This is a genomic window from Neobacillus sp. NPDC058068 (assembly GCF_042885335.1).
Classification (GTDB): domain Bacteria; phylum Bacillota; class Bacilli; order Bacillales; family Cytobacillaceae; genus Neobacillus.
Map to the genome: position 1 here is coordinate 71,419 of NZ_JBHVSI010000013.1, position 15,311 is coordinate 86,729.

15 protein-coding genes are annotated in these 15,311 nt (G+C 39.7%); 13 read left to right on the forward strand and 2 right to left on the reverse strand.

Going from position 1 to position 15,311, the window contains the following annotated elements; all coding sequences use genetic code 11:
- The first annotated feature begins 35 nt into the window (after positions 1-35).
- The 11 genes from nusB to spo0A all read left to right on the forward strand — a co-directional run bounded on the left by nusB (position 36) and on the right by spo0A (position 11,616).
- Positions 36-434: a transcription antitermination factor NusB gene (gene nusB, locus ACFVSW_RS16280; RefSeq protein ID WP_387317710.1), complete on the forward strand. Its 399-nt coding sequence runs from the start codon at positions 36-38 to the stop codon at positions 432-434.
- A gap of 36 nt (positions 435-470) precedes the next feature.
- Entirely contained in the window at positions 471-1,328 is an 858-nt protein-coding gene (folD, locus tag ACFVSW_RS16285; protein ID WP_387317815.1) for a bifunctional methylenetetrahydrofolate dehydrogenase/methenyltetrahydrofolate cyclohydrolase FolD, read from the forward strand.
- 80 nt (positions 1,329-1,408) lie between these two features.
- A complete protein-coding gene (gene xseA, locus ACFVSW_RS16290) occupies positions 1,409-2,767 on the forward strand; it encodes an exodeoxyribonuclease VII large subunit (RefSeq protein WP_387317711.1) in 1,359 nt (452 codons plus the stop codon).
- Positions 2,757-2,990, forward strand: a complete 234-nt coding sequence (locus tag ACFVSW_RS16295) for an exodeoxyribonuclease VII small subunit (RefSeq protein ID WP_024029802.1) — start codon at positions 2,757-2,759, stop codon at positions 2,988-2,990. The genes xseA and ACFVSW_RS16295 overlap by 11 nt, the downstream gene beginning before the upstream one ends.
- A gap of 3 nt (positions 2,991-2,993) precedes the next feature.
- The gene (locus ACFVSW_RS16300; RefSeq protein ID WP_387317712.1) at positions 2,994-3,887 is read left to right on the forward strand and encodes a polyprenyl synthetase family protein; all 894 of its coding nucleotides are present in this window, start codon (positions 2,994-2,996) and stop codon (positions 3,885-3,887) included.
- A 165-nt stretch (positions 3,888-4,052) separates the two neighbouring features.
- Positions 4,053-5,948, forward strand: a complete 1,896-nt coding sequence (gene dxs, locus ACFVSW_RS16305) for a 1-deoxy-D-xylulose-5-phosphate synthase (protein ID WP_387317713.1) — start codon at positions 4,053-4,055, stop codon at positions 5,946-5,948.
- A 3-nt stretch (positions 5,949-5,951) separates the two neighbouring features.
- Positions 5,952-6,782: a TlyA family RNA methyltransferase gene (locus ACFVSW_RS16310; RefSeq protein WP_387317714.1), complete on the forward strand. Its 831-nt coding sequence runs from the start codon at positions 5,952-5,954 to the stop codon at positions 6,780-6,782.
- 144 nt (positions 6,783-6,926) lie between these two features.
- Complete coding sequence (ahrC, locus tag ACFVSW_RS16315) at positions 6,927-7,376, forward strand: transcriptional regulator AhrC/ArgR (protein WP_024030470.1); 450 nt, start codon at positions 6,927-6,929, stop codon at positions 7,374-7,376.
- A 15-nt stretch (positions 7,377-7,391) separates the two neighbouring features.
- Positions 7,392-9,080 carry a DNA repair protein RecN gene (gene recN, locus ACFVSW_RS16320; protein WP_387317715.1) on the forward strand — a complete coding sequence of 563 codons (1,689 nt, stop codon included), beginning with the start codon at positions 7,392-7,394 and terminating at the stop codon, positions 9,078-9,080.
- A 173-nt stretch (positions 9,081-9,253) separates the two neighbouring features.
- On the forward strand, positions 9,254-10,543 hold the full coding sequence (spoIVB, locus tag ACFVSW_RS16325) for a SpoIVB peptidase (RefSeq protein WP_387317716.1): 1,290 nt from the start codon (positions 9,254-9,256) through the stop codon (positions 10,541-10,543).
- A 281-nt stretch (positions 10,544-10,824) separates the two neighbouring features.
- Positions 10,825-11,616, forward strand: coding sequence for a sporulation transcription factor Spo0A (gene spo0A / locus ACFVSW_RS16330; RefSeq protein WP_387317717.1), 792 nt, complete (start codon positions 10,825-10,827; stop codon positions 11,614-11,616).
- A gap of 37 nt (positions 11,617-11,653) precedes the next feature.
- Here spo0A and ACFVSW_RS16335 read toward each other — a convergent pair whose 3' ends face one another.
- Complete coding sequence (locus ACFVSW_RS16335) at positions 11,654-11,797, reverse strand: YycC family protein (protein ID WP_387317718.1); 144 nt, start codon at positions 11,795-11,797, stop codon at positions 11,654-11,656.
- A gap of 38 nt (positions 11,798-11,835) precedes the next feature.
- Between ACFVSW_RS16335 and ACFVSW_RS16340 the strand changes: the two genes are divergently transcribed.
- On the forward strand, positions 11,836-12,564 hold the full coding sequence (locus ACFVSW_RS16340) for a glycerophosphodiester phosphodiesterase (RefSeq protein ID WP_387317719.1): 729 nt from the start codon (positions 11,836-11,838) through the stop codon (positions 12,562-12,564).
- Between the two features lie 139 nt (positions 12,565-12,703).
- Here ACFVSW_RS16340 and ACFVSW_RS16345 read toward each other — a convergent pair whose 3' ends face one another.
- The gene (locus ACFVSW_RS16345) at positions 12,704-12,937 is read right to left on the reverse strand and encodes a DUF2627 domain-containing protein (protein ID WP_024030464.1); all 234 of its coding nucleotides are present in this window, start codon (positions 12,935-12,937) and stop codon (positions 12,704-12,706) included.
- Between the two features lie 190 nt (positions 12,938-13,127).
- Here ACFVSW_RS16345 and ACFVSW_RS16350 point away from each other — a divergent pair, with 190 nt between their 5' ends.
- Entirely contained in the window at positions 13,128-15,203 is a 2,076-nt protein-coding gene (locus ACFVSW_RS16350; RefSeq protein ID WP_387317720.1) for a sigma 54-interacting transcriptional regulator, read from the forward strand.
- The last annotated feature ends 108 nt before the right edge of the window (positions 15,204-15,311 follow it).

A 15,311-nucleotide genomic window follows, 5' to 3' on the forward strand; every position in this document is an offset into this window, starting at 1 on the left:
AATAATTTAATATATCTAAAGGAGTTAACGGTATAATGAAAAGAAGAACAGCAAGGGAAAAAGCATTACAAGCTCTGTTTCAAATCGATGTAAGCAGCACTGAGGCATCATCCGCAATTGAACATGTTTTGGAAGGGGAGGCAGGTGACGAATATCTTTCTAAACTCGTTTTAGGCGTTGTTGAACGTAAAGCTGAAATAGACAACTTAATAAGTGAAAACCTTGAAAAATGGACGATAGATCGCTTAGCTACTGTAGACCGAAACCTATTAAGAATTGCTGTATTTGAATTAAAAAACTTTCGAACTGAAGTTCCTGCAAATGTAATTTTAGATGAAGCAATAGAGATAGCCAAAATTTACGGGGATGACCAATCAAGTAAGTTTATTAATGGTGTTCTTTCAAAAGTGAAACAAAAGCTTCTTATCGATTAATTGATTGGGTCCTCTCACACAGGGGGAGAAATGATGATGACTGCACAAATTATTAATGGAAAAGAAATTGCTGCGAAGAAAAAAGTAGAGATTGCTGAACATGTGGCTGCCCTTAAATCAAAGGGAGTAACTCCAGGATTAGCTGTTATTCTCGTCGGAAATAACCATGCTTCACGGACATATGTAACAAGTAAAGAAAAGACGTGTAAAGAACTTGGCATGTACTCCTTATTAATTGAAATGCCGGAGGAGGTCTCCGAACAGAGCTTACTCGCTAAGATTGAAGAATTAAACGGGGACCCCGCCATTCATGGGATTTTGGTTCAACTGCCGCTTCCTAAACATATTGATGAAAGTAAGGTAATTGAGACCATTTCCCCGTTAAAGGATGTCGATGGCTTCCATCCGATTAATATCGGCAGGATGATGACCGGTCAAAATGCGTTTTTGCCATGTACGCCATACGGGATTATGGTGCTGCTTGAAGAAACAGGAATCCCGATTGCCGGGAAAAATGTTGTCGTCGTTGGCAGAAGCAATATTGTCGGCAAACCGGTAGGGCAATTATTTCTTAATCGGCATGCAACCGTAACCTACTGTCATTCCAAAACCAAAGATTTAAAGCTACATACAAAACAAGCGGATATCCTTGTTGCTGCTGTCGGTATCCCGAACTTTATTAATGCGGAACATGTTAAAGATGGCGCAGTAGTCATCGATGTAGGCATTAATCGTAATCAGGACGGCAAGCTTTGTGGTGATGTGGCTTTTGATGAGGTGAGCGAAAAGGCTGGATATATTACACCAGTACCAAAAGGAGTAGGACCAATGACGATAACGATGCTTATGTATAATACGCTAAAATCCGCCGAGGAAAGTTTAACGCGCGATTAAGCAGGATCATGTCCTTAGCTCTTTTGATTCTTTAATAGATTAGGACAGACTCGCTAATTGGTTGAAAAGAGGAACTTATTATGCAGGAGCAAAGATATCTATCCGTAAATGCTTTAACTAAATACATAAAACGAAAATTTGATGCCGATCCACATTTACATGATGTGCATGTAAGAGGTGAAATATCAAATTTTAAACAGCATTCGAGCGGCCATATGTATTTTACATTAAAGGATGAAAAGGCACGAATTCTTGCCGTGATGTTTGCCAGCCAGTCCCGGTTCATGAAATTTACACCGGAAAATGGTATGAAAGTGATTGTAAAAGGCGATATTACCGTGTACGAACCAAGCGGACAGTATCAAATCTATATTAGAGAAATGCAGCCTGACGGCATTGGAGAATTATTTCTAGCCTATGAGCAGTTAAAACAAAGGTTGGAGGCAGAGGGACTGTTTGCAATTGAGCACAAAAAGACATTACCCCAGTATCCAAAAACGGTTGGCGTGATTACTTCTCCAACAGGTGCAGCGATAAGAGACGTCATCACGACAATTAAAAGGCGTTATCCAATTGCCAATATTCTTGTTTTCCCTGCCCTCGTCCAAGGTGATAATGCAGCACCCTCCATTGTGAAAGCAATTGATAAAGCAAATGGGATAAAGGAAATAGATGTTTTGATTATCGGGCGTGGAGGAGGCTCTATTGAGGAATTATGGGCCTTCAATGAGGAACGGGTCGCCCGAGCGATTTTTTCCTCAAGGATTCCGATTATTTCGGCCGTCGGTCATGAAACAGATTTTACGATTGCAGATTTTGTAGCGGATCTTAGGGCGCCGACTCCGACAGGTGCTGCTGAACTCGCTGTTCCGCATATTGAGGAATTAATGGACCGAATTTTGCAGCGGCAGACTAGGCTTTTAAGAGCCATGCAGGAAAAGTTCCGATTTGATAAAGAGCGGTTAAACCGGGTGCAAAAATCATATGCCTTTCGCTATCCACATCGTCTCTATGAACAGAAGCTCGAGCAAGTTGACAAATTAACTGAAAGGCTTGTCCGTGGCACGTCCAGGTTATCAGAATTAAAAAAAGGCCAGTATGAAATCCAATATAAACGTTTGCAGCGAAACCATCCGAACGAAGCATTACTTGAAGCTAAAAATCAGTTCAAACGCAGACAAAAAGATATGAACCGGTCTATGCTTCAAATATTCTCGAAAAAACAAACTGATTTCAATCATGTTCTCTCAACCTTACAAGCCTTAAGCCCGTTGAAAATAATGGAACGAGGCTATAGTTTGGCATATACAGAAGATTACAACCTTGTTAAAACGGTTAAACAAGTTAAGGTAAACGAGCGGGTTCAGATTCAATTATCAGACGGGAGTCTATACTGTAATGTGGAGAATATAAAGGAGAGCGGAAAAAGTGACGAATGAAAAGAAATTATCTTTTGAAGACGCCATGACGAAACTGGAACAAATTGTCGATAAGCTTGAAGAAGGAGATGTTCCATTAGAAGAGGCGATTACTTTTTATAAAGAAGGTATGGAATTATCAAAAATTTGTCATGACAAATTGAAAAGTGTTGAAGAGCAACTTACTCAAATCATAACGGAGGATGGGCGAACGGAGAACTTTTCGATTGAGGAGGAGGAATAAAACTTGGAAACCAGGTTACTAGACGCATTTGCCGAAGAATATAAACAATTGCTGGAAACGGAGCTTCGTAAGCTGGTCGAAAAGCTCTTTGCTCCACCTAATATTAAAGAATCGATGATTTATTCCCTTGAAGCAGGCGGAAAGAGAATTCGTCCATTATTGTTATTTGCGACATTGGACGCATTTAGCATAGATCCGAAAAAAGGCCTGTTGGCAGCCGCGGCAATTGAGATGATTCATACCTATTCCTTAATCCATGATGACCTGCCTAGTATGGATAATGACGATTTACGACGCGGGAAGCCGACCAATCACAAAGTCTTCGGTGATGCAGTTGCTATATTGGCTGGCGATGCTTTATTAACGTATAGTTTTGAAGTTATCGGGAAAATCCCTTCTGATTTCGCTTCCCCCGATACCTTGCTAAAGGTGATCATTGAAATGGCAAAAGCAGCCGGGGCCGAAGGAATGGTTGGCGGTCAAGTTGCAGATATGGAGGGCGAAGGGAAGTCTTTAACCCTTCATGAGCTTGAGTATATTCATATTCATAAGACAGGTAAGCTGCTGCGATTTAGTGTGTTAGCAGGGGCAATCTTGGCAGGGGCAACGGAGAGCCAATTAGAACACCTTTCTGCTTTTGCGCACCACCTTGGTATTGCTTTTCAAATCCAGGATGATATTCTTGATTTAGTTGGCAATCAACAATTAATTGGCAAGACTGTTGGCAGTGATACAGCAAATCATAAAAGTACGTATCCTCAATTGCTATCATTAGAAGGTGCTAGACAAGCGCTGGATAAGCAAATAAACCAAGCGAAAGTACATCTAAAAAAGACAGGCTTACATACAAACCTCTTAGAGGAAATAACGGATTTAATTGCATCAAGAGACCATTAAAAACCGGTTATACAGTGCTAAGCCTTTTACCATAAAGGGAATTTGAGGCAATGAATTAAGTATGTTATAATTGTTTTCAATGTAGAAAACGTTGACAATGCCGTTATCACTACCTGTGTTAGCGGCTATTTTTTCAGAAAAAGTATGAAAGTGAGTGGTCCAAAAATGGATCTATTAGCAATAAAAGACCCGTCCTTTTTAAAAGGAATGTCGAATAAAGAACTGGAGGCTTTAAGTCAGGATATTCGTCAATTCTTGATTGAAAAGCTATCTGTAACCGGAGGCCATATTGGACCGAATTTAGGCGTTGTTGAATTAACTATTGCTTTACATAAATGTTTTAACAGTCCAATGGATAAAATTATTTGGGATGTCGGGCATCAGTCCTATGTCCATAAAATATTAACTGGCAGAGCGTGTGATTTTGATACATTAAGACAATTCAAAGGTTTGTGCGGTTTTCCGAAACGAATTGAAAGTGAGCATGATGTGTGGGAAACAGGACACAGCTCCACCTCACTTTCTGCGGCGATGGGAATGGCGATTGCCCGGGATTTAAAAAAGGAAAAAACCTTCGTTGTACCGGTTATTGGCGATGGTGCCTTAACAGGCGGGATGGCATTAGAAGCCTTAAATCATATTGGTCATGAGAAAAAGGACATGATTGTGATTTTAAATGATAACGAAATGTCGATTGCTCCAAATGTTGGGGCACTGCATAATATTCTCGGTCAATTGCGGACAGCTGGAAAATATCAATGGGTGAAAGATGAACTGGAAGTTCTGTTGAAAAAGGTGCCTGCTGTTGGCGGTAAACTTGCGGCAACCGCGGAACGGATAAAAGACAGTCTAAAGTATTTATTCGTTTCTGGCATGTTCTTTGAAGAGCTAGGTTTCACTTATTTAGGTCCGATTGATGGTCATAATTTTGACGATTTATTTGAGAATCTTAGTTATGCTAAAAAGACGGGCGGTCCGGTCCTCCTTCATGTAATTACGAAAAAGGGAAAAGGGTTTCAACCGGCCGAAACTGATACAACAGGTACGTGGCACGGTACAGGTCCGTATAAGATGGACACAGGTGACTTTGTTAAACCAAATAAAAAACAGCCGCCTGCATGGAGCAGCCTAGTCAGCGAAACCGTCCGTAAGCTTGCCCGCGAGGATGAACGAATTGTGGCGATTACGCCAGCGATGCCAGTTGGTTCAAAGCTAGAAGGCTTTGCGAGTGAGTTTCCCGAGCGAATGTATGATGTCGGAATTGCCGAGCAGCATGCGGCTACAGTAGCGGCGGGATTAGCGACGCAAAATATGAAACCTTTTTTAGCGATTTACTCCACTTTCTTGCAGCGTGCCTATGACCAGGTTGTTCATGATATTTGCCGGCAAAACTTAAATGTATTTATCGGTATCGACCGTTCCGGATTAGTGGGTGCGGATGGTGAAACACATCAAGGTGTTTTCGATATTGCCTTTTTAAGGCATATACCAAACATGGTCTTAATGATGCCGAAAGACGAGAATGAAGGCCAGCATATGGTTTATACCGCACTGAATTATGACGATGGTCCAATTGCGATGAGATTCCCGCGCGGCAATGGGATAGGTGTACCAATGGATGAGAAATTCCAGAGCATTCCTATCGGGACGTGGGAGGTTATCAAGGAAGGCGGCGATGCAGCGATTCTAACCTTTGGAACGACGATTCCCATGGCTTTAAATGCGGCGATGATCCTAGAAAAGCAAGGAATCTCCGTGAAAGTTGTCAATGCCCGGTTTATCAAGCCGCTGGATGAAAAAATGCTAACTAAATTGTTAGAAAATAACATCCCGCTCCTTACCATTGAGGAAGCGGTATTGCAAGGCGGATTTGGAAGTGCTGTCCTTGAATATGCTCATGACAACGGCTATTATCATGCTCAAATTGACAGACTTGGAATCCCTGATCAATTTATTGAACATGGAGATGTCGGCTCCCTCCTTGAAGAGATTGGTTTAACAACTGACGGAGTAATCAAGAGAATTTCTACACTGGCACGGAAAAAACAACAAAGGGCTTAACAAATGAAAAATAAAGAACGATTAGATGTGTTACTCGTGGAACGAGGTTTAATTGAAACAAGGGAAAAGGCTAAAAGAGCCGTCATGGCGGGGCTGGTTTATACAAATGAAGAAAGGCTCGATAAACCTGGAGAAAAGGTCAAGATTGATATTCCGCTAAACATTAAGGGGAAAATGCTCCAGTATGTCAGCCGTGGGGGCTTAAAGCTTGAGAAGGCGCTGAAAATATTTGATGTCAGTATCCATGATAAAGTGTTATTAGATATTGGGGCTTCAACCGGCGGATTTACCGATTGCGCACTGCAAAATGGAGCGAAAATGTCCTATGCCCTCGATGTGGGCTACAATCAGCTTGCGTGGAAGCTTAGGCAGGACAATCGAGTTGTCGTAATGGAGAGAACTAACTTTCGCTACGTAACTCCTGCTGATTTATCAAGTGAAATGCCGAATTTTGCCTCAATTGATGTTTCGTTCATATCACTAACCTTAATATTGCCTGTATTAAAAACACTTCTTGTACCCGGAAGTGATATTATCGCCCTTATTAAGCCGCAATTCGAGGCCGGACGTGATCAGGTTGGTAAAAAAGGCATTGTGCGTGATGAAAAAGTACATTTACAGGTAATCGATAAGATCATTAATTTTTCTGTTCAACAAGGATTCCTTGTCGAAAACCTATCCTTTTCGCCCATCACAGGCGGTGATGGGAATATTGAATTTTTGCTTCATCTTAAATGGGAAGGCGAACAGGAAGCAGGCAACATTCAGCTCCCAGTCAGTCCTGCTGACGTTGTTAAGGAAGCACATAAAGAATTTCATACAAAGCAAGACTAGAAGGGATAGGCGAATGCCTATCCTTTTTATTCATTTATTTTATAAGAATAATGTACAAGGAAATAAAAATGGGCTAACATATGGGTAGATACGACATTTTAATACAAAATACTCTAATGTTTTTAACAACCGGGGGTGAAAAAATTGAATAAAGGCCAGCGTCATATTAAGATAAGAGAAATTATTGCCGGCAATGATATTGAGACACAGGACGAGCTTGTCGATGAGCTGAAGAGTGCAGGCTATAATGTGACTCAAGCCACGGTTTCACGTGATATAAAAGAATTACACTTGGTTAAAGTACCATTACTAGATGGCCGTTATAAATACAGCCTGCCGGCAGACCAAAGATTTAATCCATTGCAAAAACTTAAACGGTCATTAGTCGACGCATTTGTCAGGATTGATTCAGCAGGGCATTTGTTAGTCATGAAGTGCTTGCCGGGTAATGCGATGGCTATTGGTGCGCTTATCGATAATCTTGATTGGGAAGAAATATTAGGAACGATATGCGGTGACGATACAATGTTAATTATCTGTCGGACACCGGAGGATACGGAAGTTGTGACCAACCGATTCCTAGATATGTTGTAATTGGGGGAGAGTTCCTTGTTAGCAGAATTGTCAATAAAAAATTTCGCGATAATTGAAGCCCTTTCTATCTCCTTTAATAAGGGATTAACTGTGCTTACTGGGGAAACAGGCGCAGGTAAGTCGATTATTATTGATGCCATTCATTTACTTACAGGCGGCAGAGGATCTGCAGAGTTTGTCCGCCATGGAGAGGAAAAGGCAGAAATAGAAGGATTATTCCAACTTGATGATCCAGACCATCCTGTTCTTAAGAAAGCTTTGGACTTTGGGATTGATATAGAAGAAGAAATGGTTGTATTACGGCGCGATATTTCCCGAACAGGAAAAAGCGTTTGCCGTATAAATGGAAAGCTTGTAACGATATCAACACTGCGGGAAATTGGACGAACCCTTGTGGATATTCATGGTCAGCATGAACATCAGGAATTGATGGATGAGACCAAACATTTACAATTGCTTGATCAATTCGGTTCGGAAGAAATCTTAGCCTCGGAAGGTGAATACCTGCAAGTATTTCGGCGTTATGAACAGACATTACATAAGCTTAAACAATTAAGTGAAAATGATCAGCAGACGGCCCACCGCCTGGATTTAATTCAATTTCAATTAGATGAAATTCAAAAGGCTGAATTAAAACTTCATGAAGATGAAGTGCTTTTTGAGGAAAAAAGAAAACTGGGAAATTTTGAAAGAGTTTTTGAAGCGATTCAATCAGGTTATGCCGCATTAAATGGAGACCAAAAGGGGCTTGATTGGATTGGAATGGTTATGGGGCACCTCGAAGATGCAGCGGCGCTTGATTCGAGCTATAAAGAAATTTTTGATTCCGTATCAAATAGTTTTTATCTATTAGAGGATGCAGCAAGTTCATTAAGAAATGAATTGGATGCTTTAGAATACGATCCGGAAAGGCTAAATGAAATTGAAAACCGCTTAAATGAAATTAACCAGCTTAAACGGAAATATGGCAAAACAATCGATGAAATAGTAGAATATGCAGCGAAAATCGAAGAAGAAATTGAAACGCTCCAAAACAAAGAAACACATATAGCTGAATTGGAAAAAGAATTAACCTCGATTAGAAAAGACTTAGTTCTTGAAGCTAAGCAATTAACTGAACTTCGGCACAAGTGGGCTGAAAAGCTAACACGATTAATACATAAAGAACTGAAGGAATTATATATGGCGAAAACCGTTTTTGAAATTCGGGTTGAATCTGACATTCAGCATTTTTCAAAAAATGGCGTTGACCATGTAGAGTTTTATATTTCAACCAATCCGGGAGAACCATTGAAGCCGTTATCGAAAGTTGCTTCCGGAGGTGAGTTATCACGGATTATGCTGGCACTAAAGAGTATTTTTTCTAAGCATCAAGGTGTGACCTCGATAATTTTCGATGAAGTAGATACGGGTGTAAGCGGAAGAGTTGCCCAGTCAATTGCGGAAAAAATTTATAAGGTTGCGATTGATTCCCAGGTTTTATGTATTTCTCATTTACCTCAGGTAGCTGCTATGGCAGATACCCATTTATTTATTTCAAAGACGATTAAAGGCGGCAGAACGACAACCTCAGTCACACCATTGGCTGTTGCAGAAAAAATTAAAGAAATAGGCCGGATGATTTCCGGTGCGGAAATTACCGAACTTACGAAACAACATGCAGAGGAATTATTGCTTTTAGCGGCAGAAAATAAAATAAGGTGAAATTTCAATCATTTAGAGGTCTTTTCGCCCATTATTTCGTGAAAAATTGAAATGCTATCCATCTTGGGTAGCTTTTTTATGTTTATACCAGTTATAAATGCTTGTGAACGAGGCAAAATTAAAGATGTAGCCATTTTTACATGTAGTAACTAGAAGCGAGGAGAGTGAAAATTTTGAGGTTTGAGATAATTAGAAAAATTCTTGGTGGAATTCTCCTTGTTTCATTAGTTAGCCTTATTTTTTTTCAGCCTATTAGTCAATATTTAAGCATTCCTAAGACGATTACTGTTTTTGAAGGACAGGATTACACATTCAATAAGGCTGCCCCGGTATCAGCCGCCTTAAATTCTCACAATTCTAAAAACACGCTTGAACAGGAAAAACAATCGGTTACAGTAAAAGCAACTGAAAAAGGCAAAAATGAAATGCTTTTAGAATTTGCTGGTATTCCAATAAAAAAGGTCGATGTACATGTCTTAAAAGATTTTCGGGTCATTCCAGGTGGTCAGTCAATAGGTGTCAAATTAAATACAGTTGGTGTTTTAGTTGTTGGCCACCATTTAATCAATACAGTAGATGGAAAAAAGTCCCCAGGTGAAATTGCAGGAATCAAAATTGGGGATATTATTACTGAAATTAACGGCAGCAAAATAGAAAAAATGACCGATGTTGCTCCGTTTGTACAAACGGCAGGACAAACAGGTAAAGCTCTCGATATCGCTATAAGCAGGGAAAGTGGAAAACTATCCACCAAACTCACCCCATTAAAGGATAAAGGGGAAAACACCTACAAGCTTGGATTATATATTAGAGATTCAGCTGCAGGAATTGGAACCATGACTTTCGTTCACCCTCAATCTAAAAAATATGGTGCCCTTGGGCATGTCATATCAGACATGGATACGAAAAAACCAATCGTGGTCGAGGATGGCCAAATTGTTCGTTCAACCGTCACTTCCATTGAAAAAGGCAGTAATGGTGATCCCGGTGAAAAGCTTGCCCGCTTCTCAAATGACCGTGAAATCGTTGGGAATATCAAAAAGAATAGTCCGTTCGGAATTTTTGGAGAATTAAATGAAGAATTAAAAAATGGCGTTATGGATAAACCGATGCCAATAGCGTTATCCCATCAAGTCAAAGAAGGACCTGCAAAAATATTAACAGTGGTCAATAACGACCGAGTAGAAGAATTTAATATCGAAATTGTAAGCACAATTCCGCAAAAGTTTCCAGCTACTAAAGGGATGGTCATAAAAGTTACCGATCCTAGGCTCCTTGAAAAAACAGGAGGAATTGTTCAAGGGATGAGCGGAAGTCCGATTATCCAAGATGGAAAGCTTGTCGGAGCCGTAACACATGTCTTTGTCAATGATCCGACCTCAGGTTATGGGGTGCATATTGAATGGATGCTGAATGAAGCTGGAATTAATATATACGAAACACCAAAAAGCAAGGCAAGTTAATTTATGAGCAAAATGGGGGGTCCCCTATTTTGCTTCTTTTCATGTAAAAGAAAATTCGACAAAAATAAGTAATTTACTGGAAATAAGGCGAATTTCGTCGAAAAGGTGAGAAAAACAAAGAAAAGATAAGATTATATCACTAATTTAAGAAATATTAAAAAAATGAAAGGAATTTTTGTTGCATTGTCGAATTTGTAAATTAGAATAGAATTAAGAGATTACAGCTGATTATTGATTTTAAAATGAAATAGAGATGAGTTGAACCTGAGGAGGAACAGGAATTGAAGAAAATAAAAGTTTGTGTGGTTGATGACAATAGGGAGCTAGTTGGATTATTAGAGGATTATATTTCATCCCAAGAGGATATGGAAGTGGTTGGGATTGCCCATAATGGCCAGGAGTGTTTAGACATGTTAGGGACAGTAGACCCTGATGTTCTTGTTTTAGATATTATTATGCCGCATCTTGACGGTTTGGCCGTGCTTGAGCGCCTGCGTGAGTTAAAAAGGGGGGCTCTGCCAAATGTCATTATGCTAACAGCTTTTGGGCAGGAAGATGTGACGAAAAAAGCAGTTGAACTTGGTGCCTCCTATTTTATTTTGAAACCTTTTGATATGGAGAACCTTGGAAATCATATTCGCCAAGTGAGCGGTAACAGTAATTCATTTACTCGAAAGGCTTCGTCGTCTAGCTATCGTTCTCCAGTGGAACAAAAACCAAAAAATTTAGACGCTAGTATTACAAGCATTATTCATGAAATTGGTGTTCCGGCACATATTAAAGGCTATTTATATTTGCGTGAAGCGATTTCAATGGTTTACAACGATATCGAGCTTCTTGGCTCAATCACGAAAGTATTATATCCGGATATTGCCAAAAAGTATAACACGACAGCAAGCCGAGTTGAGCGTGCGATTCGCCATGCTATCGAGGTTGCTTGGAGCCGCGGCAATATTGACTCCATATCCAGTCTTTTCGGATATACTGTCAGTATGTCAAAGGCAAAACCGACCAATTCAGAATTTATCGCAATGGTCGCTGATAAATTACGCCTTGAGCATAAGGCTTCTTGAAAGGAAGAATAAAATAAAGCCTCAGCAATGAGGCTTTTTATTTTGATGAATTATTGTTTTCCATCTCCATTATTTTTTGAATAAGAATATGTTGGGGCATATGCATAAGCTGTTCTATCGGTACGTTTAATTTTTCAGATAGCTTGATTGCTGTTTCAGGTGATAATTGTAAAGGTTTCATTTGGTAATTCCTCCATTTTAAAGTTAGGAAGTGAAGTTATGACACAGATTTTTGCACATCGCGGCTACTCTGTCTCTTTTGCTGAAAATACAATGGGTGCCTTTGTTGAAGCAGAAAAGGCAGGAGCGGATGGGATAGAACTCGATGTTCAAATGACGAAAGATGGTGAACTAGTTGTTATTCACGATGAAAAAGTCGACCGAACAACGAATGGAAATGGTTTTGTCAAAGACTTTTTGTATAAAGATATTAGAAAGCTAAATGCCAATAAAAAAGGTGTTAAAAAAGAGCGGATTCCAGCCCTGGCAGAAGTACTTGATCGAATGAAGAAAAACAAGCTGCTATGTAATATTGAACTAAAAAACGGTTTAATTCCTTATGAAGGAATGGAAGAAAAGGTCATTGAGCTTGTTCAAAGGCTTGGCTTATCCAATCGGATTATTATTTCCTCTTTTAACCACTATAGCATTGTTTACAGTTATAGGCTGGCGCCGGAAATTGAAACAGCTCCGCTTTTTATTGAAGGCATTTATATGCCGTGGATTTATTCACAATCAATAAGAGCAAAAGGGATTCATCCAAAACATTCTGCGATGTCAGATAGGATAATCATTAATACGATGACAAATGGAATTGCCGTAAGGCCCTATACCGTCAATAAAGATGCCGATATGCATCGCTTCTTTAATATTAATTGCACGGCAATTATTACGGATGAAACAGTTAAGGCACTTCAAATACGTAAACAATATGAAAAGAGACCCTAGCGGCCTCTTTTCTATGTCTAGCTCCAGCGCCTAGGGGCTCGGGTCATAAGGCAATCCGTCAAGAAGGCTAAAAAGCAGCCTTCTCGCCGGCTCGTCTTATGCCTGTCGCCCCTGGGCAAGGCGCTTCCGCTTTTCTTCCTTACTTCTTAAATTTTGTTTGAACCTTATTTCTTTTTCGATCGCGATGAAAAATAAATCCTGCTACAAACGCAAGACCGCCGATGAAAAGAAGTAAACCAACAAGAAATTGAAGCCACAAATACGGGAATGGTGCTTGAAGAATCCCGAAGGTCATATCACGCATTAATTTTATTCCAAAAGCGGCTAAAACCCCGGGGATTAGTAATATGATAAGAGCGAAAATACGTATCATAATTAAATCCTTCCGATTGCTAATTTTAATAACAAGTGATATCTAATTATATCTCAAGAAAATAGTATTACATAGAAATAATTTGTCAACAATTGTGTTTGGTACTAAAATAAAGAGAGTGAAGGAAATTGCATGTTTTTTTCTATGGGAGAATGAAAAATATTTCTTTAATTAAAAGGGGCAGAAAAAAATGCAAAACGTTATGATTGTTGGGGCCGGTAAAGGTGGTACAGCAATCCTAAAAATTTTAAAAGAATCAGAAGTGTTAACTGTCTATGTTGTGATTGACCGAAACTTGGATGCACCGGGAATATTATTGGCCCATGAAGAGGGGATTAAAACAGGGACCCATTGGCAGCCTTTCCTTATGGAAAATATTGATATCATCATTGAAGTAACGGGGAATGATGCAGTCTTTCAAGAATTAAGAAATACGAAAAGCAAAAAAACGGTATTAATACCAGGAAGTGTTGCTTTTCTGCTATCGAAGCTTATGGAAGAGAAAGAAGATCTTATCGCCAAGCATCAAAATGAATCTTATAAACAAGAACTGATTTTCAATGCAGCAAATGATGGGATGATGGTGATTGATAATCATGGAACGGTCATCTTATTTAACAAACGTGCTGAAGAGATAATGGGAGTAAAAAAAGAGGAGGCACTAGGAAAACCTGTCGTTGAAGTTATACCAACAACCAGGCTGCCGCTAATTCTTGAAACTAGAAGGATAGAGGCAAACCAAGAAATGGTGCTGAGTAATGATCGAAAAATCATTACGACCCGCATTCCCATCATTGAAGAAAATGGGACGTTAATTGGTGCTTTTGCTGTCTTTAAAGATATTACAGAAGTTGTTAATCTGGCCGAGGAAATCACGGATTTAAAAGAAATTCAAACGATGCTTCAAGCGATAATCCATTCCAGTGATGATGCCATTTCCGTTGTCGATGAAAATGGCCGGGGAATCCTCATCAATCCCGCTTATACCCGTATTACCGGACTCACAAAAGAGCAAGTAATCGGTCAGCCTGCTACTGCGGACATCTCTGAGGGGGAAAGTATGCATATGAAGGTGCTGCAAACGAGGCGAGCTGTTCGGGGAACTGCCATGAGAGTAGGTCCGAATAAAAGGGAAGTAATCGTTAATGTCGCACCGATTATCGTAAAAGGGAAATTAAAAGGCAGTGTTGGAGTAATTCATGATATGTCAGAAATGAAATCGCTGAGCCGGGAATTAAGCCGTGCAAGACAATTAATCCGGAAATTGGAGGCGAAATATACCTTTGAAGATATCATCGGTAAATCTGATGAAATGATGCTTGCCATTGAGCAGGCAAAGCTCGGCGCGAAAACACCTGCAACCGTCCTGCTAAGGGGGGAATCGGGGACGGGCAAAGAATTGTTTGCTCATGCGATACATAATGCAAGTGATCGGAAATATAACAAATTTATCCGCGTCAATTGCGCCGCAATATCCGAATCTTTGCTTGAAAGCGAATTATTTGGCTACGAAGAAGGAGCATTTTCCGGGGCAATACGAGGCGGGAAACTTGGTTTTTTCGAAGAAGCGAATAATGGCAGCATATTTCTTGATGAGATAGGCGAGCTTTCTGCTAATACTCAGGCGAAATTGTTAAGGGTTTTGCAAGAGAATGAAATTACCCGTGTAGGCGGAACAAAGCCTGTTCCAATCAATGTTAGAATCATCACAGCTACCAATGTTAATTTGGAAAAGGGTATTGCAAAAGGCTCCTTTAGGGAAGACTTATATTATCGTTTAAATCGGATGCCCATACAAATCCCGCCGTTAAGAAAACGAAAAGAAGAGATTCCTGCATTATGCGAAAGACTAATTCAAAAAATAAATCGTGATTATGGTCGTAATATTGAAGGGGTTACCCAAGCGGCATTATTGCAGTTGATCGGCTATGACTGGCCCGGGAATGTGCGGGAATTAGAAAATATCCTGGGCAGGGCGATTATTTTTGTGAATTATTTTGAGACATTAATCGATGTCCACCATTTACCTGAATTAAACAATAAAAAATTAACCAACGAGCTTTCTGAAACATATAGCAGCAATTCTTTTACATTAAACCAATCCTTATCAGAGATGATGGAAGAGTACGAGGCGAAAATTATTCAGCAAACACTTTTCCGTTTAAAGGGGAACAAGACCTTAACGGCCAAAACGTTGGGCTTGTCAGTGAGAAATCTATATTATAAACTTGAAAAATACAAACTTGAAAATAATAGCATGCAATAATTTTCAAGGTGTGAAAAAAGTTGCAGTGAATGAAAAAGAGAATAAAGCGTTTTCACTGGATCGAGTTTTGGCACGAATCTTGCAAGTTAATATATCGGAGTTGCAGTA